The sequence below is a fragment of the Methanogenium cariaci JCM 10550 genome (assembly GCF_001315945.1).
GTDB classification, from domain to species: domain Archaea; phylum Halobacteriota; class Methanomicrobia; order Methanomicrobiales; family Methanomicrobiaceae; genus Methanogenium; species Methanogenium cariaci.
Genome location: NZ_BBBG01000001.1, coordinates 39698 through 57986 on the forward strand (window position 1 = coordinate 39698; position 18289 = coordinate 57986).

An 18289-nucleotide genomic window follows, 5' to 3' on the forward strand; every position below is an offset into this window, starting at 1 on the left:
TCAGATCCGGTGCATCCGGGTGAAGATATCTTCATGCTGGCACCGGATCTTCAGACCAATCTCATCGCCGATTGCCGCTAAATCACTGACCATCTCACCAAACGGTTTGGAAGACCTGCTGGTGTCAACGATCATCATCATGTTAAAATAGCCCTGTATGATGGTCTGGGAGATATCCTCCACATTGACCTCGTTGTCTGCGAGGTAGGTGCATACCTTTGCGATAATGCCGACGGCATCCTTTCCTACGACCGTGATAATGGTTTTTGTCATGCTCTCTCGTTCCCTGATACTAGTATTGGCATTCTTTGGGAATAAAATCCGCTACAAACCGGCATCCGCTCCGGGTCTGAAACGAGTCGGCGGGTGCCCGTGGATTGTGCGATCGGTATCTGTTGACCCCCCCGCAGTAAAAGGGAAGGAGTGAACACCGGGGGCGATGGCCCGGCATAGGCATATGTCTTATGAGGGAACGATATTTTTCGAGGGGGGGTTCGTGTGGGGGGGGACAGAATACTGAGGAAGGCCACATTCGCCGGTGGCTGCTTCTGGTGTATGCAGCCGCCGTTTCAGGAGGTGGAGGGCGTGGTTTCGGTCGTGGCCGGGTATACCGGCGGGACAAAAAGACATCCGACGTATGAGGAGGTCTCTTCCGGCACAACGGGGCATCTCGAAGCAGTGCAGGTCACCTACGATCCCGAAACGGTCTCCTACGAGACGCTCCTGGATGTGTTCTGGACACAGATTGACCCGACTGATGATGCGGGACAGTTCGCGGACCGGGGGGGTTCCCAGTACCGAACCGCAATATTCTGGCACGACTCCGGACAGAGACAGATGGCGAAGAGATCAAAGCAGGCTCTGAACGATTCCGGGACGTTTACCCAACCCGTTGCCACCCGTATTCTGTCATACAGCACGTTTTACCCCCCCGCCGAAGAATACCACCAGCATTACGCCGAGAAGAAGCCCCCCCGAGAATACCAGTTATACAAGACTTACTCCGGACGTGAGGAGCTTGTTCAGAGAATCTGGCATGCAAAGAATACGGTCAGTCTCTATTCGACCCCCCCGCGGTGCCATACCTGCCGGGAGATCAAGGCGTTCCTCAGAAAAAATGAGGTGGCATTCGAGGAGATCGATATCACTGCCGATGACCGGGCGAGGGATATGATCATTGAGAAGACCGGGCATATCGGGGCCCCCCCTGTCGTCCGGATAGGAAACGAGTTTATCTTCGGGTTTGACCAGGAAAAGATGGAACGCCTGTTGCAAAAGTGCGTCAGCAGGAATGCGGAGTTTATCCAATGCACCATCCATGAGGACGAAGAAAAATGAGCTCATGGGGGGGTAAAAACCATGACTGACACCATCTCCTATGAAATAACCGCTATGTCAGGAGAGCTTGAGTTTCGCAGCTACCCTGCCCTGGTGCTTGCGACGGTTGACATGACAAAGGATGAAGCCGGTTTCCGTCTGCTCTTTGCCTACATCATGGGTTACAACCGGACCGGAGATACCCTGCCGATGACCCCCCCGGTGATCACCTCCCGACAGGTCGCGATGACAAGACCGGCCGTCTCCGATGTGAGGTCGATGTCATTTGTCATGCCCCCCGGGAATGAACGGGACGGGATCCCGGACCCCCTGGACAGCCGGATCAGAGTCACCACGCAGTCCGGGAGGGAGGTTGCTGTCATCCGGTTTTCGGGATATGCCCGTCCGCACGAGGTGGCGGCAGCAGAATTGCAGCTGCGGGAAGGACTCCGAAAGGCCAGGATTGAACCGGTCGAAGAACCATTTCTGATGCGGTATCATCCCCCCCCTGGACACCCGGTTTCATGCGACAAAACGAGGTGGGGGGGGTGGAGATCAAACGATTGAACCGGCGGATGATCGCAGGCACTGCCTTTGGAGTATCTGATCACCAGGGTTCATCCGACTGTCTACGCCGGTTGCGAAAAGAACAATCTGCGCATTGCAGAAAGTGAAATAACGATTGTGACGAAAAAGAAAGAGTATCATGGAAAAATCCGAACAGAGATGCGCAGGTGACTGGATTATCGAGGGAGATGCGTTAAAAGATACGGGACACTACGAGGAGGCGGTTGCGGCATACGATCAGGCGATCGCCTGTGATCCGGATAACGCTCCGGTCTGGTATCAGAAGGGCTGTGCTCTTGACGAACTGCAGTGCTACGGGGGGGATGCGGTCTGTGCCTACAGCCGGTCCCTCGAACTCAATCCGGATGACACCTCCGCATGGTATTCCCTGGGCCTTGCCCTCATCTGTCTGGAACAGTATGAAGAGGCGGTCGGGGGGGCCTTTGACCTGGCGCTCGGTCTTGATTCAACCTTGCCCCGGTCTGGTATCAGAAAGGCCGTGCCCTTGCCGAACTGCAGTGTTACGAGGATGCGGTACGGGCGTATGGGCGGTCGCTCGAATGCGATCCGGACAGCACCGCTTCCTGGGTAAACCTTGGCATCGCTCTCTCTCATCTGGGCCGGTATGAGGAGGCCATTGATGCCTGTGAACTCTCTCTGGCTCTTGCTCCCGATGACGCCGCTGCGTGGAGTGCCAAAGGCGATGCCCTGATGGGTCTGAAAAGATATCAGGAGGCACTTGAGTCATATAATCAGGTGCTGGCAATTGAACCCGAGCATGGCCATGCTGGTACAACAAAGGGCTTGCCCTGAGTAAGCTTCGCCGGTGCGACTGCTGCTAAAAAGGAAATAATACGGTGAAGGCCGGTATGGGCGGGTTGTCCGCCGTCACCGGTGCCCGTTTGGTATGGCAATATCTCATATTATTTTTTATTCCCGTCTGACGGGCGAAAAACGCCAACTGGTATCAATGCAATCATGATTCCCGGTATGACGAAGAGGACTGAAACCGGGGGGGATGTGGTGGGAGGAGGGACGCTGCCGGGATGTGTGGCGTTCCCGGAAGACGCCGGGAGTACGTCTGACTGTTCGAATGTCTGGATGCGGTTATTGTTGGTGTCGGCAACGTAGATAGTGCCGGAACGGTCAACGGCAATTCCCAGTGGCGTGGTAAATTCCCCCCTCTCCTGAACCATTTTGTCCCCACTGTGCGAGAAAGGTGCCATCGGAGGTGAACACCAGGACGCGGCCGCCGTTATAGATGTCTGTCACGTAGACATGACCGGAATCGTCAACCGCAACGCCATGGGTACACGAATATAATTCCCCGATGCCTGAACCAATTGCCTCCCACTTTGTGACAAACGTGCCGTCGGATGCGAACTTTTTGATCTGGCCATTGCCGGTGTCAGCGACGTAGACATTGCCGGAACCATCGACGGCAACCCCGGATGGAGAATCCAGCTTTCCGTCGCCGAACCACTCCGCCCCCCCACCCAGTGAGATACGTGCCGTCGGATGTGAACGTCTGGATGCGGTGATTGCCGGTGTCAGCAACATAGACGGTACCGGAACCATCAACGGCAACAGCGGATGGCGCATCAAACTGCCCGTTGCCCGAACCCTTCGATCCCCACTGTCCAAGAAACATGCCGTCAGACGTGAACGTCGTGATGCGGTGAAAATTCCAGTCGACAACATAGACGGTGCCGGATGCGTCAACGGCAACGTCATATGGTAACGACTGGAATTCCCCCCCGATGCCTGAACCAATTGATTGCCACTTCGTAACAAACGTGCCGTTGGATGTGAACTTCTGGATGCGGTGATTGTTGGTATCGGCAACGTAGACGGTGCCGGAAGTATCAACGGCAACCCCCCCGAATGGCGTGTCAAATTCTCCGTCTCCTGAACCCTCCGTTTCCCATGACGTGAGATATGCATATTCTCCACTGTTTTGTGCTGTCGCCCCCCCACCGCTGAAAGCGAGCAGGAATGTGACCAGCAATCCCGCCAAAACGATTCTGTTACCCGATATCAAAATGTCTCTCCCCCCCTGTTTTGACCGTTCCCGGCATTGATGCGGATGGGTCGTTGTTGAGTCTCTTCCCGATTGGTGCTTAATGCTATCCCTTTCCCTGTGCCCCCTGATCTGCATCGTCTCTTTCTTTAGCCATTCATAGAAGAGGGCCCGCCGTACCCCCCCTCATGAATCCGGAAACCATCGGGGGGGATTTCAGGACGGTATGATTTATGAAAAACAAAAAGAAATCACTGCATGTTCGGGAGGAGACCAATGGAACCATCCGGGAATATCACGGTTGATGCATGGATCGCTGAAGGAAATGAGCTTGCAGCACAGGCCGGTATGAGGAGGCAGTTGTTTTGTTTGACCAGGCGCTTGCTCTTGATCCGGCACACGCCGCTGTCTGGTATGGCAAAGGCAACGCCCTGCTCTCGCTCGAGCGGTATGAAGAGGCATTGGCGGTGTTTGACCGGGCAACCGCCCTCTCTCCGGATGATGCCTCCGCATGCTACAACACAGGATATGTCCTGGGGAAGCTGGAGCGGTATGTTGAGGCGCTTGCGGCAACCGATCGGGCAATTGCCCTTGCACCCCCCCGAAAGATATCGGCGTGGCATCACAAAGGCTACCTGCTGGAAAAGCTTGGTCGGTATGACGAAGCCCTGGAAGCATACAATCAGGAGATTGCGCTGGACTCTGATTCCTCGCCTGCCTGGTTTGGCAAAGGGAATGTTCTCGATAAACTCGGGCGGCTGATGAGGCGATTCTCGCCTACCGTCATGCACTTGCGTATGATCCGGATTACGGCCCGGCGTGGTACAACAAAGGCTGTGTGCTTGAGACCGAACAGCGGTATGAAGAAGCTCTTGAGGCATATGACGAGGCCATCCGGTGTGACCCGGATGACCCTGACGCGTGGACCGGGCGGGGGGGTTATGTCCTCGAAGCGCTTGGCCGGTATGAAGAGGCGTTGGCGGCACATGCCGGGGGGGCAATCCGCCTCGACCCGGATGATGCCACTGCGTGGTATGGCAAAGGCAATGCCCTCGCAGAACTTGGACGCTCTGAAGAGGCCCTTACGGCCTACACGCGGGTGACCGAAATTGAACCTGATGACGTGGATGCATGGTATGCCAGAGGCTTGGTTCTGCATCAGCTTGGCCGCTATAAGGACGCGGTTGCGGCGTATGATCGTGTGCTTTCTCTTGATCCTGAAAACACCTGTGCACGGGACAACAGGGAAACCGCCCAAAATAAGCAACAGCCGTATGAAGTGGGCTGATGCACCATGGTGCCGGTGAAATGGTGCGGGCCGGTATGCAACGGTGACTGCCACTCTCATACCATTATTTTCCGGACGAAATGATTCGGTATTTCAGGCTGAAATTATTCATCCTCACCATCATTTTTACCCTCTGCCCGCGAATGAATAATCTGGTCACAGGTGATGAAGTCCGCCTCAAAATGCCCGTCCGGCTGATGACTTCTGTTTTTGCGACGGTGCAGTATGTATCTCTCAACAGGGATGTAATGTCAACGACTGCACAGTCTTTATCTGACCGGGTGATGATGTCCACCCCCCCGGCACGATGCCCAAACCGCTCTTCATGCTGATGATGTCTGCTACACACAACACACAGAGGTTATGAATATATGCAAATATGGTTAATCGTCGGAATTGGCGGTTTTATTGGAGCAGTCTCCCGATATTTGGCAAGCGGATGGTTTCAGAACAGTTTCACAACCTTCCCGGTTGGAACGCTTGGCGTGAATGTGCTGGGCAGTTTTCTTCTCGGGTTTGTGATGTATCTCTCAGAGTATGGCGGGGTATTCTCAGAAGAGACGCGTATCCTGCTCACCATAGGAGTGATGGGGGCGTTCACGACGATGTCTACGTTTAGTTACGAGTCCTTCCGGATGCTCGAACACAACGAACTGCTCCTCTTCGGTGCAAACCTGCTGATGACGGTCACCTTTACCCTGCTGGCGGTATATGTCGGAAAGGTATGTGCCGGATTCCTGGAGAGTATGGCATGAAACTCGATAAGAACGCACCGGCAATTATGCTGAGAATTTATATTGGCGAGTCTGACCGGTATGAGGGAAAACCCCCCTCTACCGCTACCTCGTTGAACTCTTCGAAAAAGAGGGATTCTACGGTGCCACGGTGCTCCGGGGTATCACCGGATTCGGGGAGACGAGTCGAATCCACACCACGAAGATCCTCCGGCTCTCAACCGATCTCCCCCCCGTGGTCGTTGAAGTGGTGGATTCACGGGAAAAGATCGACCAGATTAAACCCCCCCGACTGGAGCAGATCATATCCGGCGGACTGGTCACAGAACAGGAAGTCACGGTATGGATGTATCGGGGGGGGAAATAAAGTCGGATAAAAAACAATAATGAGATGATAGTAATGACCACACCTGACACAACCATCACTACCGTCCATGCCCGGGAGATTCTTGACTCCCGTGGCAACCCGACCGTTGAAGCAGAAGTCAGCCTCGCCTGCGGTGCATCCGCACGGGCCGCATCACCCTCCGGTGCGTCCACCGGGATTCACGAGGCAGTCGAACTCCGGGACGGGGGGGATTCCGCCCGGTACGGCGGGAAGGGGGGGGTGCAAAAACCCGTAAACCTGATCAACACCACCATCGCAGACCGACTGCAGGGACTTGACGCCCGCGACCAGCAGACCGTGGACGCGGCCCTTTGCCAGCTTGACGGGACACCCAACAAGCAGCACCTCGGCGCCAACGCGACCCTTGCCGTCTCGATGGCCGTCGCCCGGGCCGCTGCCTCTGCCGCCGGACTCCCGCTCTGGGAATATCTTGGAGACGGAAACAAGGCGGTCCTGCCGGTGCCCGCCATGAACATCCTCAACGGCGGTGTCCACGCCAACTGGCAGGGCCCGGACTTTCAGGAATACATGATTGCTCCCTACGGCGCACCCACCTTCGCTGAGGCCGTGCGCTGGGGAGCTGAGATTTATCACGCCCTCAAGGCACTTTTGAAAGAGAAGGGATTTTCCACCGCTGTCGGCGACGAGGGCGGGTTCGCACCCGTTGTCTCCTCGAACACCGAACCCCCCCTCGACCTCATCGTGGAAGCAATCAAACGGGCAGGATATGTCCCCGGAGATCAGGTCGGCATCTGCCTTGACCCGGCATCCAGCGCTTTCTACGAGGACGGCATGTACGAACTCAAGACCGAGAACATCAAACTCGACGCCGCAGGCATGGTGAAGCGTTACGAAGAGCTGGTCGCGGCATACCCCCCCATAGTATCCATCGAGGACGGCCTCGAGGAAGACGACTGGGAAGGCTGGAACCTGTTGAACCGGGCAATCGGCGACCGGGTAGAGCTGATCGGTGACGACCTTTTTGTCACCACCGTCGCCCGTATCGAGCGGGGAATCGAGGAAGATGTCGCAAACTCTGTCCTCATTAAACCCAATCAGATCGGCACGGTCACCGAGACCATTGCCGCCGTCCGGCTGGCACAGAAGAACGGCTGGGGTGCGATGGTCTCCCACCGGAGTGGTGAGACGGTCGATTCCTTTATCGCCGACTTCACCGTCGCCATGCAGACCGGCCACCTCAAGACCGGGGCACCGGCCAGGGGGGGCGAGCGGGTGGAGAAGTACAACCAGCTCATCCGGATTGAAGAAGCGGCAGGCGACCGTGCACGGTATGCCGGTCGTGGCGGGTTTGTCCGGTAGGGTTTCAGGCTTATCATCCGTGAGCGGCTGAGTGCAAAGACCGTTCGTAACCGGATCGTTGGGACCACCCGTATGCATCAGGCATCGGCAAAGGTAGTGCTGCTGCCTTTGCCACTGCTATTTCGGTTCGCGGGCAGAGCTGGTGATTGTGGTCCCTGAATTATTCGGTGACCACAATCTCGTTTTTTGTGTGAAGAGATGATTTTTTGTCTATACGGCGGCCCATCTCGTTAAATTGTTATTCAACTGATCAAACGATCGTTTTTTCAAAGAATGATCGGTTATCGTATCAAACAACTATTTATCTGATCAAACGATAATTCATTTCATCGAATGATTCCGGAATTCTCTGTCTTTGTAGGAAACCGGGTGCTCGCCTGGTTGTTGTCCCATCCCTCGTCTGCACCGGGAATAAATGAACTGGCCCGTGAGGCAGGTGTCTCGCCTGCCAGTGCGAAACAGTATGTGGACATCTTTGTACGGGATGGAATTATCAGGAAACGGAAGGCTGGCACTGCCCATCTTGTCTCCCTTAATAATGAGTATGTGCTCGTCCGTGAGATGAAACGAACCTTTCTCGTTGCCCGCCTCCTGGAGGCAGGAGTGGCAGAGGGCATTGGTGAGGGCACGGAGACCGGCTGGATTGATGAATCAGGCAGGGATGCAGAACCTGATGTCTCCACTGAGTCCGGTGTATTAGAAGGTTCTCCCCCCCCACTATCCGGTTTGCCGTGGTATCGCACCGGGGGTGCATCTCGCTTGCTCTCTACGGCAGCGGAGCCCGTGGGACGTATGATGAAAAAAGTGACATTGACCTCCTTGTTGTCGGGGGGGAGGAGTCATGCGTCCGCTATGATGCAGTTCAGGCGGTAGAAGAGGAGCTCGGGTTTGAACTGCAGGTGACGGTCATTCCCTACTACCGTTGGGAACAGATGTTGGAATCAGACGATGTCTTTGCACGCAATGTCTTTCGGGACCATATCCTGCTGGGGGGGGTGTTCGCCTGTGATGAAGTGGGACGACTGCCGGAGGAAGGGGGGGCTGATCCAGAAGGATCGGGAAGCCCCGGCACGGGTTACTGCCTCCCTTGCCCTGGCACGACGTTTCGCCACCTCTGCAGAAAACACCCTTGCTATCGGGGGGGAGTTTGAGATGGCACACATCGCCGCCTATAACAGTGCGTTTCACACCGGACGGGCCCTGCTCTTTTCTCATGGATTTGTTGAGCGGAGTCATGCCTGTCTTGCAGTTGCCCTCCGGCACTTCTACCGGGATGATGTCTTCATTGAGCCGTTTCTTGGAACTTTCGACAAGATGCGGGTCTCCCGGCATAATGTGCAATACGGCGGTTCACTGATACGTGACGAGGAGGCTGAATTTTCCTGCCGGTTTGCCCGAACGTTTTGTGATGCGGTGGATGAACGGCTGAAGTAGATCCTCATCCGGTTCTTTCACTTTCTCCTCCTCTCTCATGGTGCTCTCTTTACTCCGCTGTTCTCCTGATACCGGGTCTGCATGCCTGAAACAGAAATTCTTCAGGGCATAGGTGCGGTGGGGGGCCTCCTGTCGTACTCCCCCCCCGTACAAAACCGAACACCCATCTGATACGCTGCCCTGCAGTCCTGCGGGAAGACCTCCATACGCTGTTTTTCCTTTGCCTCCGCGTCAAAGATGTCGCTCTCGTAGAGGGAATAATCACTGAACTGGTAGGTGTCACAGGAGAGAAGCGACTCTGCATGGCCGTACACCGCCCGCAGATAATATTCGTTGAGATCAACCCTGCTCTGCAGCCCCGTGTCAGCCAGATGTTTTCCGTCCATGTTCATCGTGTAGACAAACCCTGCCCTGATGTCCTTGGGAAAAATGTTCGGCCGTCTGTGTAGGTGAGATAGGGAAAGAGGAGACGTTCCAGACAATTCCGCATGAGCCGGTCTCCGCACCCAGATAGATGGGGGGGAGCCTAAGATGATGGCATCCGCCTCCTCCACCTCTGCAAGAAGTGGCGTCAGGTCGTCATCGATGGCACACCGCCCCGTAACTCTCCCCCCCGCCCAGCCGTTTGCAGGCATAACAGCTCGTGCACCCGGAGAAATACAGGTCCGAAAGGTGGATGAGCTGTGCCTCCGCTCCCATTGATTCTGCACCCTCGCAGGCATGTTCAAGCAGCGTTGCCGTATTCCATGCCTTCCGCGGGCTCCCGTTGAATGCCATCAGTTTCATCTGTATCACCAGTATGCCAGCAGATGGCCCTACCCTTTAATTACTGTTTCCCTGTTTTCCGGAAAGGTTCTGTTTTGACGTTGCATGTCGCCAAACACAAAAATGATCCCTCTGTTTTTTGTATTCTGCAAAATACCAAACGCGTGTGACTGAAAAAGCCACATGGCACGGCAACGGGATGTCGGGGGGGGTGGAGATCCGACAGGCAACCCGCGAAAAAAGCTCAGAGGGTTGTGGTAAAGAACACCACCAGCTTTTGCCAGGCATCCTCCAGCGCACGGGAGGATGTCTTTGACGAACCGCCGAAGATCAGGGTGTCCATCTGCTCCGGTGCCGGGAGGCCGGGGGGGATGGTGCTGAGGTGGCCCGCCCCCCCGGCATATTTCAGATGGGTCACGGCTCCCCCCCAGCCGTCTTCAGGGTCTCTTCTACGGCATCCGCCATGACTGTGGACGGCCAGACCCCCCCGTCATCGGTCCCGGAGACCAGGAAGACCGGCCCTGCGATCTGTTCGACCGGAATGCGTGCGGCCTCTGCCTTGTCCGGGTGTTTCTTTAACCCCCCCTGTTCATATACCTCACGGAACGCAACCGGGCGTCCGGTGATGAGCTTCAGAAGTTTCATGCCCGAGAAGTGCATCGGCACGAAGGGGGGGACGGGCACCCCGTCCGCTGTCCAGGAACTCTTCGGCGCCCCCCCTTTCGGACTCTGCCAGACGACCGACGACGGGGGGGAGTAGGCAGCCACCGCACGAATTCGTGCATCACGGGATGCGAGGAGCAGCGCCAGTTCTCCGCCTTTGGAGTAGCCGTAGATGCCCATCCGGTCGGTATCTGCCGCCGGATGTGCCATGAGAAAGGCAACGGCACGGTCAAAGAATTCGAGCGGCACCTCACAGAGCTCTTTGGTGAGTGGTTCACCCCCCCGAAGTAGGCCACTGTGAATGTGGCAATGCCGTGGGATGCCAGCAGTGCCGCCCGGGGGGTTCGGTGAACCAGCCGTCCGAACCACCGAAACATACCACCACCGGAAACGGGCCGCTGCCTTTCGGGCAGAAGAAGGAGCCCTGCACCGGCCCCTCACTGACCTCTTCCCGGACGGTCGTTGCGTCATCAAAGACATGCAGTCGCAGGCTGCTCCGTGCCGTATCACCGTCTGGTGCCGTCGCCTGTATCTCAACCCGCAGCGGCTCAGTTGTTCTCTTTGCAAAGAGCGGCAGGGGGGGTCCTTCGGGGGGGTCATCGACCGGCCGCATGGAGTCAAATATTTCCCACGGGTCGATGTCGTCAAAACTCTCCCCCCCGTCCGATTCCGCGACGGCTATCTCCAGACATCCCTGCGGGTTGAGGGTGTAGGGCGTCACGCTCTGCCAGGCTACGCCGTTGTCGTCCACGGTCTGTGTGGTGACCTCCACATGGCTGTGCGGTTTAAATCCCCGCACCCATATGTCCGCTTTTTGGTCAATCATTACGTCCCGGGACAGAATCTCAATTCTTGGCCCCCCCGGCATCTCACGCCTCTCCTGATCCATCGCTGCTCCTGTCTGACTGGGTTCCCTGATCTGTCCTTGCGGGGTAGACCAGATAAAGGGATCGGGTGGCAGTGATAAAAAAGGGAACCGGTTTTTGGTGGAATTCAGGCTACCGGGTACTGGATCTCGGTCAGGAGATCCTCTTCCGGGGGGGTTTCTGCCGGATCGTTCAGGTAGTATTCACGGGGGGGCGGTCCGCTCATCGTGAGGGTGTTCTCCTCCAGATAGGTATACATCCTTTTGTGGGCAAGCCCGAGATTTCGGTAGGGGGGGCCCTTGCAGAGAACGGATATGACCGTCACCGCGGGCAGGGTCTTCACTTCAATGTCGGGATCTGACAGGGTCAGTATCCCTGCGACCGGCAGCACCACCTCGACCAGCCCGCCGGTCTCATCACAGTCCTCCCCCCCACATAGATTGAGCCGATAGGCCCCCCCACGGCACGGGCACCGTTGCGGACATTATCGGGTGAGACGATCTCTGTACAGATTTTGCCGATAAGTCTGGTGAGCAGTGATTCATACGGGCCCTCACCCCCCCGGATGGTCATCGCACGGATGGGGGGGGATCTCTTTTCTTGTCCAGTTTTGCAGTTCCATTTTAAACAACTCCTCAAACGGGTCATCTGCTAAAAGAACCCGCTCGACCATGGACAGCCGCTGCATCTCCCCCCCCTGCGTTTGCCGGAGGCGGTCTTTGAGAAGTGCCTGCACGACCGGACTGTTCCGGTCCTCTTCCGAGAGTATCCGGGCGGTTTCGTCCAGCGTGAAGCCGAGGCTGCAGAGACTTCCGATCCAGATGCCGCGTTCGATCTGTCCGGGCGTGTAATACCGGTATCCGGTGCAGATGTCCCTCTCCACCGGGACCAGAAGTCCTTTTTTCTCATAGCAGTAGAGTGCCTTCTTCGAGAGCCGTGTCACATCCGAGAACGCTCCGATGGGGGGGATTTTTTCAGCGGTCATGGTCACCCATAGGGTATTGTCTCTGCTCAGATATGGTGTTGCAGTCTGCCCCGGGGGGGGAGAGTCTGCAGGGTTGACAAAATACGAGGGAGGAATGTTGTCGGGAAAGGATATCCGTGGGGGGGCTGTCGGACCCCCTGATGAACGCTCAGTCGGTTCCCGGAACCAGCCGGTTCTCCGGGAAGAGGCCCAGCTTTTCCGCCTCTTCACAGAACCAGTAGGGGGGGGCCCACAGACTGCCGGAGCGATAGTAGACAGGAGCCCTGACAGATATGTTTCATGACACACCGGGCGCAGATGCCCTCCAGTTTTGTGGGGGGGAGGCCGGTGCGGATATCGTTCAGCACCGTGCTGTTCTGCCAGAGTTCCTCCAGACGATCGGTTCTGACATTCCCGAAGACCATATCCGGCGTGGTCTCGCCAATGCCGCACAGGGCATAGGAGCCGTCCCCGAGGACGCCGATGATACTCCGGATACTGCATGTCCGCAGCCGCCGTTGTTTTCCGTTCCGAACATCCGGCTCAGGGGGGGGTGGAAGGCATGGGGGGGGCAGGGAGAAGACCAGTCTCAGGTCTGTTGTCTTTGCGATGGTGTCCTCAACGCGATTTCCCAGGTCAATCAGTTCCGGTACGGAGAGAGTCTGCCCGTCGGTGTGCATCGTCTCGCCCCGGGCGGTGGGCTGCACGATATTGTACTTCACCGAACCGGCGCCCAGTGACTCCGCCAGTCGGATCATCTCTTCAATCTGACCGACGTTGTGTCGCATCACGCTCATGATGACCTGCGGCTTAAGACCTGCATCCGCAAGTATCTTCACCGCCCGGCAGGAGGCGTCGAAACAGCCGGTGACGCCCCCCCGCACCCATTCATGGGTCTGGGCGTCAATGCCGTCCAGGCTCACCGATACAAACGCGTTCTTGCAGGAGGCAATCAGTGCGGCATTCTCTTTGGTGATGAGCGTACCGTTTGTCTCGACGATCAGGCGGTAGTCGCTCTCTTTCAGGTATTCCAGGATATCGTCAATCTGCGGGTGGATGAGGGGTTCTCCCCCCCCGGTCAGTTTCACGGTCTGAAGACCGAGGGGGGGCGGCCTCTTCGACGATGGAGATGAACTGGTCCAGAGGCAGATATTCGGTGGCAACACCCGTATTTTTATATGTCGGCGATATCCAGCAGTGGCGGCAGGCGAGGTTGCACTCCGGGGGGGTCAGATAGAAGTAGATGGTGGAGAGGGAACAGGGTGGTGTTTCTTTTTCGTCACTCATTCCAATCCCTCCGGCAGGTGTCCGCCGTCTTCCAGGAATTTTTTCAGGCAGGCGTCCGGGCTTGGGCCGTAGACGTCTCCCGTAAGGGTATAGGAGAGGGCGGGGGGGCAGCCTCCCCGGCAATAGGGCAGGTATTCACAATTCTTACACTCATCAAACGAAGAGAGCGGGATGGCCCGTCTCTCCCGGAGGCGCTTCAGTTCGGGATGGGTCTGCCAAATTTCCGTTAGCCGGTCGGTGTTGATTTTGCCGAGTTCCATGTGGGGGGGCAACTGGCTGCACGGAATGAGCGCGCCGTCCGCCCGGACGGCGATCGTGGAGTACGGGCCGCCGCAGGAGGTCAACAGTCCACACTCGTTTTTCAGGCCGGGGGGGTCGCCTGCCTGCCGCAGCTGTTCCATCTCGCTCCACATCCGGGCTTCCGCGAGAGGTCCTGCCGTTGCGGATATTCTGCCATCGTATTCTTCATTCAGCCGGATGAGGGTCTCCATGGCATAGACCCGGTCTGCTGTCGTCAGCTGCACCTGTGCGGTATTCGACCGGCACAGTCCCATGTAGGAGGCGGCATTGGTTGAGAAGGACGGCAGACCCAGTTCGTCAAGGAGGAAGGCCGCGAGTGCGTCCAGGTCATGGACATTGTGGTGGTGCAGGGTCGCCCGCACCGGTACGGAGATGTGGTGCTCCCGCAGTCCTGATGCCCTCGACCGCCTTGTCAAAGTTCCCGCTGCCCCCCCGGCAGGAGTCATGAAACACCGGCTCCGAACCATCGATGGAGACCTGCACGCCGTCACAGCGTCCGGTCGAGGCGAGGTATGCCGCCATATCATCGGTGATCAGCGTGCCGTTTGAGAGGATATTGAACCGCATGCGGTTTGCAACGACGGCGTCGATGATCTCCGGGAGATCCTGGTGCACAAAGGCCTCCCCTCCCGAGATCGTGACGCTCAGCACTGCGCAGTCGCCCAGCTCTTCGATAAATTGGATCCACTCGTCCGTGGGCAGGTCATGGCTGACATCGCTGGCGCTGGTGAAGTGGCTACAGTAGGTGCATCTCAGGTTGCAGCGGTTTGTGATCGCAAGGTCAACAGACTTTGGGGTCTTCATCACCCGCATCATAGCGGTTTCACTTCGTACCCGGCGTAGCCTTCTCTATCAGTGCATCCAGAAATGCACGGATCTCTTCCGGTGCGGTCTCCGGCACATCTTCAAAGACCGAGCGGACATTATCAACGAGTTGGGAATACTGCGTTGATTCCTTTGACGGTTTCAGGTGTTTCCAGACATAGGCACCGACAGTTGATGCCGTAGGATTCACTGGTATCAGGGTCGAAGAGCAGGGCCCAGTCATCGAACTCCTCACGAAATACGATCGACGGGTTTGCAACCGGCAGCGGGTCATGAGCCATAGGGAGGGATCATGTTGGTGTTATTATATGAATATTTCTATGATCCGGGGGGGTACATTATAGTCGATGAACTCCATACGTCTTCGGCCAGTCCTGCACTGTCTCCCGGAATCACTTGTTCTTTCAAGGGATTTCACCCGATCTTCAGGATTTTTCTGCCGCGTATGGGCGATGGAATGGCGGAAGGCGATATTTCCGGTGCGGAATTATTTTTCTGAACGGATCAAACAAATGCACGCTTTGCCTCATCCGTATCGGATTTGGTTGACGCAGGTATTATATATTGGTCTCCCGATGTAACCCTTGATGGAAAAAAAAGTATATGAAACACCGAGGCTGATTGACTTTCAGGCTGAGAATTGGGGGTCTGGCGCGGATACGTGTGATGACGGATCCTGTGCTGGTGTCATCTGCAGTCCTACCGGATGCGATGCTAATTCGTGGTGTAAAAATGGGGGCACTACTAATAACTGTGGTATGGGCACTTATGTCAGTTGATAATTTGCCTTATTTATACTGAATTAGCATAATGCCCTAACCCGTTCTGCCATGTCATCCAACCAGTATCCGATCGCCCTTGCGCACGGTGAGACCTGGCTCCTCTCCTCTGTGCCGGAGCTCTCGCCGTGGCTGGAGCGGTTTGCTTGGATCCTGGGCCTTGAGCCCGGCTCGGTTCCGCCCGGCTGCCGCCGACTGCACTTTGTCACCCGAGGCCGTCCGCAGACTGGAAGTCTGACAACCTCCGGTTGGTGACGTTCTGGTACCATCCAGAAACAAGTGACATCTACGGCGAGATGGAGCCGCCCGACGACGTGGAGGATGTGCTTGCTCACATCCGGATGTCGCAGGCGCTCTTCTTCCTTTTTCATGCTGCACTCCTGCATGGCGGCATGCCGCTTCATGCCGCCGTGCTGGAGTATGAGGGCAGGGCCGTTGCGATTGCCGCACCGGGCGGCACCGGCAAGACGACCTGTGCCGAACGGGTGCCTGCGCCCTGGAAAGCACGGGCCGATGATCTCTGTCTGGTAGTCCCGACCCCCCCATCCAACGGTTATGCCGTCCACCCACTGCCGACTTGGAGCCGGTTCTTTTGGGGGGAACCCTGTGATGACCGCTGGACGGTGACGCAGGGTGTGCCGCTCCATGCGATCTTCTTTCTCGAACAGGCGGATGCGACGGGGGGGTCCGGCCGGTGGGTATCGGGGGGGAGGCAACAGCGGGGATTACCGGTGCCGCCAACCAGATGATGCGAACCTTCTATCGTCGTATGGAGACGGACCGGAGCCGAACCCTGCGCCGCCAGGTGTTTGAGAACGCCTGTAACATGGCGGGGGGGAACATTCCCGCATACCAGCTCCGGGCGACGCTGGACGGCCGGTTCTGGGAAGAGATCGAGGCTGTGCTGTGAGAGAAACCATCCCCATCCGCTACGTCGGGCCGAGTATGAACCCGACGTTCCAGTCCGGCGATCTCCTGACATACACCCCCCCCGTCCCGGTATCCGAACTTACAAGAGGGGGGGATGTCATCGTCTTCCAATCCCCCGCAGGAACCGATACTGGTGATCCACCGGGTGATTGCGGTGGAGAACGGAACAATCCGCACCCGCGGTGACAACAATAGCAGAAAAGATACGTATCTCCTGACTCAGGCGGACATTCGGGGGGGAAGAGTTGTTTCGGGAACGCGGGGGGGAAAGAACGGCTGCGGGTGTATCACGGAACACGGGGGGGGAGGATGCAGGCCGGATACCACCGGAAGACCAAATCGCTGCAGCGGTGCTGTTGCCACCTCGTCCAACCCTGCTACGCGTTTTTGTCCGAACACCGGATCGTCAGCAGATGGACGGGCAGATGGCTCAAAGTCCGGGTCACCGCGTATGAACGGCCCGCGGGCAGGGAACAGTATGCCCGCCTCTGCGGCAGGACGGTTGCACACCGTCCGGCGGGAAGTGATGCATGGTGCATCTACCCGCCTACCGGATGGTTATTGATTCCGGGGGGGCGTTGTCTTTTCCGGAGGAAGAATGAGTTCTGATACGATTGTTACCCTGGCCCGCGAGCTTCATGAGAGCTGTCGTCTTGCAGGCAGCGAAGAAAACGAGCTGCTGACCCTCCCCCCCGACCCGATGATCACCTGGCTGGTGATGGTGCTGCGGCAGAGACCCTGCCCCCCCGCCCCCCCGGACGTTTCTGCCGGGGACTGGGAAAGGCTGCTGGAGTATCTCCGGTCGCACTGGATCGGCCCGGCTCTCTACTGGCATATCCGGCAGCTGCCCGATGCCTGCCGCCCGCCGGACTCGTGCATGCACACTCTGCATCATCTGTGGCTGGATGCAGAGGTACAGACGATCCGGGCGGGTCAACAGATCCGACGGGTGGTCGAAGCACTGGAGGCGGTGGGCATCCCGGTGCTTTTGCTCAAGGGCCCTGCGCTTGCACGAAGGGTCTACCCGTCCCCCGCGATGCGGCAGGGCAGTGATATTGACCTGCTGATCCACTATGAGGACATGGAACGCGGGGAAGCAGTCATGGCCGCGCTCGGGTATACCTGCCCGGTGAAGACCGCAGCGCAGTCCCCCCCTATAGTGCCCACCACCAGAACTTTTACCCCCCCGGAAGAGCAGGGGAACCGTTTGTGATCGAGATGCACTGGCAACTCGACTGCGGGTTCGGGCTGGCCCCCCCGGAGAATCTGGTGGATGCAGTCTTCTCCCGTTCGATACGGGTCGCATCGGATGACGTCACCTTCTCCACCCTGTCCGTCGAAGACCATCTCCTCTACCAGTCCTTCCACATGGCCTGCCAGCACTGCAGCAGTACCCGGCTGAGCTGGATCTCCGATATTGCCCTTCTGTCCCGACAGATCCCGGATATTGCCGGATGGGAACACCTCCTCTCTCTGAGTGTGGAACGAAACTGCCGTCTGTCCCTTGAATCGGCCGTTTCGATGGCCCGGTTCTGGACCGGCCTCTCCCTTCCGCCGGAGGTTAAGGACACCACCCTCTGGCCAAACCCCCCCTCTGACACCGAGGCAGAAGCCTGGCCTCTCGCAATGAGACGGTCCGGTTCGATTCCCGCGTCCATCCAACTCTCCCTTCGCGGCATACCCGATACCCGTGGCAAACTGGCCTACCTGTTCCGGTTTGTCTTTCCGCATGTTGATACGATGCATCCCTATTCTCGGGGGGGAGACGGACGGCTGCGTCTGCCGATGGCCTACGTCCGGCGCTGGATGCTGGTGTTTCAGTATATCTGATGATCCCATATT

Annotated in this window: 34 protein-coding genes, 1 pseudogene and 2 riboswitches; of the genes and pseudogenes, 19 read left to right on the plus strand and 16 right to left on the minus strand. The window is 57.3% G+C overall.

From position 1 onward, the window contains the following. Complete coding sequence (locus JCM10550_RS00225) at window positions 1–273, minus strand: ACT domain-containing protein (RefSeq protein WP_062396170.1); 273 nt, start codon at window positions 271–273, stop codon at window positions 1–3. Between JCM10550_RS00225 and JCM10550_RS17775 the strand changes: the two genes are divergently transcribed. The 4 genes from JCM10550_RS17775 (at window position 272) to JCM10550_RS00240 (ending at window position 2476) form a co-directional block, all read left to right on the plus strand. Then, window positions 272–427: a hypothetical protein gene (locus JCM10550_RS17775; RefSeq protein ID WP_157199774.1), complete on the plus strand. Its 156-nt coding sequence runs from the start codon at window positions 272–274 to the stop codon at window positions 425–427. The genes JCM10550_RS00225 and JCM10550_RS17775 overlap by 2 nt on opposite strands. 71 nt (window positions 428–498) lie before the next feature. After that, complete coding sequence (gene msrA / locus JCM10550_RS19415) at window positions 499–1338, plus strand: peptide-methionine (S)-S-oxide reductase MsrA (RefSeq protein WP_172673710.1); 840 nt, start codon at window positions 499–501, stop codon at window positions 1336–1338. Window positions 1339–1359: 21 nt separating this feature from the next. Next, a complete protein-coding gene (locus JCM10550_RS00235) occupies window positions 1360–1884 on the plus strand; it encodes a heme-binding protein (RefSeq protein ID WP_062396172.1) in 525 nt (174 codons plus the stop codon). Window positions 1885–2023: 139 nt separating this feature from the next. Then, window positions 2024–2476: a tetratricopeptide repeat protein gene (locus JCM10550_RS00240; protein ID WP_062396173.1), complete on the plus strand. Its 453-nt coding sequence runs from the start codon at window positions 2024–2026 to the stop codon at window positions 2474–2476. A gap of 331 nt (window positions 2477–2807) precedes the next feature. Here JCM10550_RS00240 and JCM10550_RS16525 read toward each other — a convergent pair whose 3' ends face one another. Continuing rightward, window positions 2808–3080, minus strand: a complete 273-nt coding sequence (locus JCM10550_RS16525; protein ID WP_172673711.1) for a hypothetical protein — start codon at window positions 3078–3080, stop codon at window positions 2808–2810. 212 nt (window positions 3081–3292) lie between these two features. Further along, window positions 3293–3892: a hypothetical protein gene (locus JCM10550_RS16530; protein ID WP_172673712.1), complete on the minus strand. Its 600-nt coding sequence runs from the start codon at window positions 3890–3892 to the stop codon at window positions 3293–3295. Window positions 3893–4251: 359 nt separating this feature from the next. Between JCM10550_RS16530 and JCM10550_RS23990 the strand changes: the two are divergent. The 9 genes and pseudogenes from JCM10550_RS23990 to JCM10550_RS00295 all read left to right on the plus strand — a co-directional run. Next, window positions 4252–4494: pseudogene (locus tag JCM10550_RS23990) on the plus strand (tetratricopeptide repeat protein); the annotation flags it as partial. 18 nt (window positions 4495–4512) lie between these two features. After that, window positions 4513–5007, plus strand: a complete 495-nt coding sequence (locus tag JCM10550_RS17780) for a tetratricopeptide repeat protein (RefSeq protein WP_281175219.1) — start codon at window positions 4513–4515, stop codon at window positions 5005–5007. Further along, a complete protein-coding gene (locus JCM10550_RS19420; protein ID WP_245618613.1) occupies window positions 4905–5192 on the plus strand; it encodes a tetratricopeptide repeat protein in 288 nt (95 codons plus the stop codon). Before JCM10550_RS17780 ends, JCM10550_RS19420 begins: the two co-directional genes overlap by 103 nt. A 152-nt stretch (window positions 5193–5344) precedes the next feature. Further along, a riboswitch (Fluoride riboswitch) is annotated at window positions 5345–5406 on the plus strand. A gap of 57 nt (window positions 5407–5463) precedes the next feature. Continuing rightward, window positions 5464–5540: riboswitch (Fluoride riboswitch) on the plus strand. A 23-nt stretch (window positions 5541–5563) separates the two neighbouring features. Continuing rightward, window positions 5564–5947 carry a fluoride efflux transporter CrcB gene (gene crcB / locus JCM10550_RS00275; RefSeq protein WP_062396180.1) on the plus strand — a complete coding sequence of 128 codons (384 nt, stop codon included), beginning with the start codon at window positions 5564–5566 and terminating at the stop codon, window positions 5945–5947. Window positions 5948–6077: 130 nt separating this feature from the next. Then, complete coding sequence (locus JCM10550_RS21115; protein WP_245618543.1) at window positions 6078–6293, plus strand: DUF190 domain-containing protein; 216 nt, start codon at window positions 6078–6080, stop codon at window positions 6291–6293. A 33-nt stretch (window positions 6294–6326) separates the two neighbouring features. Further along, complete coding sequence (gene eno / locus JCM10550_RS00285) at window positions 6327–7634, plus strand: phosphopyruvate hydratase (protein ID WP_062396186.1); 1308 nt, start codon at window positions 6327–6329, stop codon at window positions 7632–7634. A 333-nt stretch (window positions 7635–7967) separates the two neighbouring features. Continuing rightward, a complete protein-coding gene (locus tag JCM10550_RS21120; protein ID WP_062396188.1) occupies window positions 7968–8507 on the plus strand; it encodes a hypothetical protein in 540 nt (179 codons plus the stop codon). Beyond that, window positions 8444–8785 carry a hypothetical protein gene (locus tag JCM10550_RS21125; RefSeq protein WP_245618614.1) on the plus strand — a complete coding sequence of 114 codons (342 nt, stop codon included), beginning with the start codon at window positions 8444–8446 and terminating at the stop codon, window positions 8783–8785. Before JCM10550_RS21120 ends, JCM10550_RS21125 begins: the two co-directional genes overlap by 64 nt. Next, on the plus strand, window positions 8679–9068 hold the full coding sequence (locus JCM10550_RS00295) for a HEPN domain-containing protein (protein ID WP_245618615.1): 390 nt from the start codon (window positions 8679–8681) through the stop codon (window positions 9066–9068). The genes JCM10550_RS21125 and JCM10550_RS00295 overlap by 107 nt, the downstream gene beginning before the upstream one ends. A 101-nt stretch (window positions 9069–9169) precedes the next feature. Here JCM10550_RS00295 and JCM10550_RS00300 read toward each other — a convergent pair whose 3' ends face one another. The 13 genes from JCM10550_RS00300 to JCM10550_RS00340 all read right to left on the minus strand — a co-directional run bounded on the left by JCM10550_RS00300 (window position 9170) and on the right by JCM10550_RS00340 (window position 14961). After that, the gene (locus JCM10550_RS00300) at window positions 9170–9703 is read right to left on the minus strand and encodes a hypothetical protein (RefSeq protein WP_245618544.1); all 534 of its coding nucleotides are present in this window, start codon (window positions 9701–9703) and stop codon (window positions 9170–9172) included. Beyond that, window positions 9648–9854 carry a flavodoxin family protein gene (locus tag JCM10550_RS21130; RefSeq protein ID WP_245618545.1) on the minus strand — a complete coding sequence of 69 codons (207 nt, stop codon included), beginning with the start codon at window positions 9852–9854 and terminating at the stop codon, window positions 9648–9650. Before JCM10550_RS21130 ends, JCM10550_RS00300 begins: the two co-directional genes overlap by 56 nt. Before the next feature lie 223 nt (window positions 9855–10077). After that, window positions 10078–10251 carry an acyl-CoA thioester hydrolase/BAAT C-terminal domain-containing protein gene (locus JCM10550_RS23995; protein ID WP_172673713.1) on the minus strand — a complete coding sequence of 58 codons (174 nt, stop codon included), beginning with the start codon at window positions 10249–10251 and terminating at the stop codon, window positions 10078–10080. Continuing rightward, complete coding sequence (locus JCM10550_RS00305; protein ID WP_062396190.1) at window positions 10248–10745, minus strand: acyl-CoA thioester hydrolase/BAAT C-terminal domain-containing protein; 498 nt, start codon at window positions 10743–10745, stop codon at window positions 10248–10250. The genes JCM10550_RS23995 and JCM10550_RS00305 overlap by 4 nt, the downstream gene beginning before the upstream one ends. Before the next feature lie 25 nt (window positions 10746–10770). Continuing rightward, window positions 10771–11385, minus strand: coding sequence for an acyl-CoA thioesterase/BAAT N-terminal domain-containing protein (locus JCM10550_RS00310; RefSeq protein WP_062396192.1), 615 nt, complete (start codon window positions 11383–11385; stop codon window positions 10771–10773). A 104-nt stretch (window positions 11386–11489) separates the two neighbouring features. Next, entirely contained in the window at window positions 11490–11756 is a 267-nt protein-coding gene (locus tag JCM10550_RS00315) for a GyrI-like domain-containing protein (RefSeq protein WP_218185065.1), read from the minus strand. Further along, complete coding sequence (locus JCM10550_RS00320) at window positions 11729–11935, minus strand: hypothetical protein (RefSeq protein ID WP_062396196.1); 207 nt, start codon at window positions 11933–11935, stop codon at window positions 11729–11731. Before JCM10550_RS00320 ends, JCM10550_RS00315 begins: the two co-directional genes overlap by 28 nt. Next, the gene (locus JCM10550_RS00325) at window positions 11916–12557 is read right to left on the minus strand and encodes a MerR family transcriptional regulator (RefSeq protein ID WP_062396198.1); all 642 of its coding nucleotides are present in this window, start codon (window positions 12555–12557) and stop codon (window positions 11916–11918) included. Before JCM10550_RS00325 ends, JCM10550_RS00320 begins: the two co-directional genes overlap by 20 nt. Continuing rightward, complete coding sequence (locus tag JCM10550_RS00330; protein WP_218185066.1) at window positions 12554–13414, minus strand: radical SAM/SPASM domain-containing protein; 861 nt, start codon at window positions 13412–13414, stop codon at window positions 12554–12556. Before JCM10550_RS00330 ends, JCM10550_RS00325 begins: the two co-directional genes overlap by 4 nt. Further along, window positions 13368–13613 (minus strand): hypothetical protein, encoded by a 246-nt coding sequence (locus JCM10550_RS20190; protein ID WP_218185067.1) that lies wholly within the window; start codon window positions 13611–13613, stop codon window positions 13368–13370. Before JCM10550_RS20190 ends, JCM10550_RS00330 begins: the two co-directional genes overlap by 47 nt. Then, window positions 13610–14329 carry an SPASM domain-containing protein gene (locus tag JCM10550_RS20195; RefSeq protein WP_218185068.1) on the minus strand — a complete coding sequence of 240 codons (720 nt, stop codon included), beginning with the start codon at window positions 14327–14329 and terminating at the stop codon, window positions 13610–13612. Before JCM10550_RS20195 ends, JCM10550_RS20190 begins: the two co-directional genes overlap by 4 nt. Continuing rightward, complete coding sequence (locus JCM10550_RS20200; RefSeq protein WP_218185069.1) at window positions 14241–14717, minus strand: radical SAM protein; 477 nt, start codon at window positions 14715–14717, stop codon at window positions 14241–14243. The genes JCM10550_RS20195 and JCM10550_RS20200 overlap by 89 nt, the downstream gene beginning before the upstream one ends. Before the next feature lie 19 nt (window positions 14718–14736). After that, the gene (locus JCM10550_RS00340; RefSeq protein WP_172673714.1) at window positions 14737–14961 is read right to left on the minus strand and encodes a PqqD family peptide modification chaperone; all 225 of its coding nucleotides are present in this window, start codon (window positions 14959–14961) and stop codon (window positions 14737–14739) included. A 607-nt stretch (window positions 14962–15568) separates the two neighbouring features. Here JCM10550_RS00340 and JCM10550_RS00350 point away from each other — a divergent pair. The 6 genes from JCM10550_RS00350 (at window position 15569) to JCM10550_RS24005 (ending at window position 18277) form a co-directional block, all read left to right on the plus strand. Further along, window positions 15569–15772: a hypothetical protein gene (locus JCM10550_RS00350; RefSeq protein ID WP_062396204.1), complete on the plus strand. Its 204-nt coding sequence runs from the start codon at window positions 15569–15571 to the stop codon at window positions 15770–15772. Continuing rightward, window positions 15769–16266, plus strand: coding sequence for a SynChlorMet cassette protein ScmC (gene scmC / locus JCM10550_RS00355; protein ID WP_062396205.1), 498 nt, complete (start codon window positions 15769–15771; stop codon window positions 16264–16266). The genes JCM10550_RS00350 and scmC overlap by 4 nt, the downstream gene beginning before the upstream one ends. Beyond that, on the plus strand, window positions 16212–16427 hold the full coding sequence (locus JCM10550_RS17795) for a hypothetical protein (protein ID WP_157199778.1): 216 nt from the start codon (window positions 16212–16214) through the stop codon (window positions 16425–16427). Before scmC ends, JCM10550_RS17795 begins: the two co-directional genes overlap by 55 nt. 114 nt (window positions 16428–16541) lie before the next feature. Continuing rightward, window positions 16542–17012 carry a hypothetical protein gene (locus JCM10550_RS00360; RefSeq protein WP_062396207.1) on the plus strand — a complete coding sequence of 157 codons (471 nt, stop codon included), beginning with the start codon at window positions 16542–16544 and terminating at the stop codon, window positions 17010–17012. A 33-nt stretch (window positions 17013–17045) separates the two neighbouring features. Continuing rightward, window positions 17046–17660: a nucleotidyltransferase family protein gene (locus JCM10550_RS24000; protein WP_062396209.1), complete on the plus strand. Its 615-nt coding sequence runs from the start codon at window positions 17046–17048 to the stop codon at window positions 17658–17660. Further along, window positions 17657–18277, plus strand: a complete 621-nt coding sequence (locus JCM10550_RS24005; RefSeq protein WP_062396210.1) for a nucleotidyltransferase family protein — start codon at window positions 17657–17659, stop codon at window positions 18275–18277. The genes JCM10550_RS24000 and JCM10550_RS24005 overlap by 4 nt, the downstream gene beginning before the upstream one ends. The last annotated feature ends 12 nt before the right edge of the window (window positions 18278–18289 follow it).

Excerpts from the sequence above, each read along its gene's own strand:
- JCM10550_RS17775 (WP_157199774.1), top strand. The coding sequence starts at position 272 with ATGCTCTCTCGTTCCCTGATACTAGTATTGGCATTCTTTGGGAATAAA.
- JCM10550_RS00225 (WP_062396170.1), bottom strand. The coding sequence starts at position 273 with ATGACAAAAACCATTATCACGGTCGTAGGAAAGGATGCCGTCGGCATT.
- JCM10550_RS00235 (WP_062396172.1), top strand. The coding sequence starts at position 1,360 with ATGACTGACACCATCTCCTATGAAATAACCGCTATGTCAGGAGAGCTT.
- JCM10550_RS00240 (WP_062396173.1), top strand. The coding sequence starts at position 2,024 with ATGGAAAAATCCGAACAGAGATGCGCAGGTGACTGGATTATCGAGGGA.
- JCM10550_RS16525 (WP_172673711.1), bottom strand. The coding sequence starts at position 3,080 with ATGGTTCAGGAGAGGGGGGAATTTACCACGCCACTGGGAATTGCCGTT.
- crcB (WP_062396180.1), top strand. The coding sequence starts at position 5,564 with ATGCAAATATGGTTAATCGTCGGAATTGGCGGTTTTATTGGAGCAGTC.
- eno (WP_062396186.1), top strand. The coding sequence starts at position 6,327 with ATGACCACACCTGACACAACCATCACTACCGTCCATGCCCGGGAGATT.
- JCM10550_RS21120 (WP_062396188.1), top strand. The coding sequence starts at position 7,968 with ATGATTCCGGAATTCTCTGTCTTTGTAGGAAACCGGGTGCTCGCCTGG.
- JCM10550_RS00300 (WP_245618544.1), bottom strand. The coding sequence starts at position 9,703 with ATGCCTGCAAACGGCTGGGCGGGGGGGAGAGTTACGGGGCGGTGTGCC.
- JCM10550_RS21130 (WP_245618545.1), bottom strand. The coding sequence starts at position 9,854 with ATGAAACTGATGGCATTCAACGGGAGCCCGCGGAAGGCATGGAATACG.
- JCM10550_RS00310 (WP_062396192.1), bottom strand. The coding sequence starts at position 11,385 with ATGGATCAGGAGAGGCGTGAGATGCCGGGGGGGCCAAGAATTGAGATT.
- JCM10550_RS00320 (WP_062396196.1), bottom strand. The coding sequence starts at position 11,935 with ATGACCATCCGGGGGGGTGAGGGCCCGTATGAATCACTGCTCACCAGA.
- JCM10550_RS20190 (WP_218185067.1), bottom strand. The coding sequence starts at position 13,613 with ATGAGTGACGAAAAAGAAACACCACCCTGTTCCCTCTCCACCATCTAC.
- JCM10550_RS20200 (WP_218185069.1), bottom strand. The coding sequence starts at position 14,717 with ATGAAGACCCCAAAGTCTGTTGACCTTGCGATCACAAACCGCTGCAAC.
- JCM10550_RS00340 (WP_172673714.1), bottom strand. The coding sequence starts at position 14,961 with ATGACTGGGCCCTGCTCTTCGACCCTGATACCAGTGAATCCTACGGCA.
- JCM10550_RS00350 (WP_062396204.1), top strand. The coding sequence starts at position 15,569 with ATGTCATCCAACCAGTATCCGATCGCCCTTGCGCACGGTGAGACCTGG.
- JCM10550_RS00360 (WP_062396207.1), top strand. The coding sequence starts at position 16,542 with ATGTCATCGTCTTCCAATCCCCCGCAGGAACCGATACTGGTGATCCAC.
- JCM10550_RS24000 (WP_062396209.1), top strand. The coding sequence starts at position 17,046 with ATGAGTTCTGATACGATTGTTACCCTGGCCCGCGAGCTTCATGAGAGC.